This window comes from Pseudoalteromonas sp. S554 (genome assembly GCF_005930865.1).
GTDB classification, from domain to species: Bacteria; Pseudomonadota; Gammaproteobacteria; order Enterobacterales; family Alteromonadaceae; genus Pseudoalteromonas; species Pseudoalteromonas marina.
The window spans coordinates 1-1,266 of the sequence record NZ_PNDV01000156.1; the positions used below are offsets into that span (position 1 = coordinate 1).

Below are 1,266 nucleotides of genomic sequence, written 5' to 3' on the forward strand. Positions count from 1 at the left end.
AAAATAATTTTGATAACAGCTAACTTTAGAGTGTTTAGCTATTCATTCTCCGCGCTGAAAACTGAAAACTGAAAACTGAAAACTGAAAACTGAAAACTGAAAACTGAAAACTGAAAGCTGAAAGCTGAAAGCTGAAAACTGAAAACTGAACACTTTTTCAAAGCTCAAACGGCGCTACGCCTACGGCTTTCATTTTGTAACCTACCTGTGCTAATTCACCTGACCAGGTTTCTGTTGTAATAATACCTGTGACTACAATTGCATCGTAAAGGCTTTCGATTGGTACGCCGCCTTTTATAGTAACGTGTACAAGCTGGTTAGGTGGCGGTGGTGGTACGTGTATGCAGGCACCAAAATACGGTACTAATAAAAATTCGGTGATTACTTCGCTATCGCCCTCTAGCGGTACAACAAAGCCGGGTAAGCTGATAGATTGCCCGTTTAGTTCTTTTACTACAGGGGCGTCTAAGTCGGGCTGTACCCAGTTTTGATCGCTGCCTTCGTGGTTCGCTTGTGCTTGGGTATCTATTTGCACATGGCCTTTTGGAATTAAGTCTTCCCAAAAAATTTCTTTAGGTGGGTTAGCGTTACTTGAAAAGCTAATAATAGCTAAGCTTAATATGCAAAAAGCATTTAAAGCTGTTTTAAAAAGTGTCATAAAATTCCTAAACATTATGTTTTTATACTCATGCCGTCGCTGAGTGAGTAAAAATAAGCACGAGTTGCTGGTATTAAACCAATAATAAAACCCGCCGCCATAATAGCGCCTATAAGGGTGAGTTCATAGCGTGAAAGCATGGCTACATTTACACTAATACCCGCATGGCTTTGTAGGTAGTCGGCTCCTAAAAGTAATGTGGCGTAAAATAATGCACACCCAAGCACACAGCCTAAAAATGTTGTAAGCAATGACTCCATACTTATAAGTGTAAATAGCTGCCATGGCCTTGCACCAACAGAGCGGAGTATAGCAAGTTCACGGCGACGTTGATTAAGGTTTGCAAGTAATGTAGTTAACATACCAAGCAGGCTTATCAGCACGACAACAAATGAAAAAAGCAGTAGTATTTTTTCAACAATGGCGAGCATTTCCCATAAGTCTTTTAGCGTGACGGTAGGCATAATGGCTAATAGAGCCTCGGGCTTGTACTGATTTATGTTACGCCTAATTTGTAGTGTATACAAAGGCGAATCAAACCCCATTAAAAATGCAGTGATTTGTTTAGGGTGACCAGTTAGGTTGTTATGCTCATCGTGCTCATCGTG

Annotated in this window: 2 protein-coding genes; both read right to left on the reverse strand. The window is 40.6% G+C overall.

All coding sequences use genetic code 11. The annotated features are described in order from the left end of the window. Window positions 1-157: 157 nt before the first annotated feature. Window positions 158-658 carry a DUF3299 domain-containing protein gene (locus CWB65_RS19420; RefSeq protein WP_138741282.1) on the reverse strand — a complete coding sequence of 167 codons (501 nt, stop codon included), beginning with the start codon at window positions 656-658 and terminating at the stop codon, window positions 158-160. Between the two features lie 14 nt (window positions 659-672). After that, a partial coding sequence (locus tag CWB65_RS19425) for an ABC transporter permease (protein WP_138741283.1) occupies window positions 673-1,266 on the reverse strand: 594 nt, incomplete at its 5' end.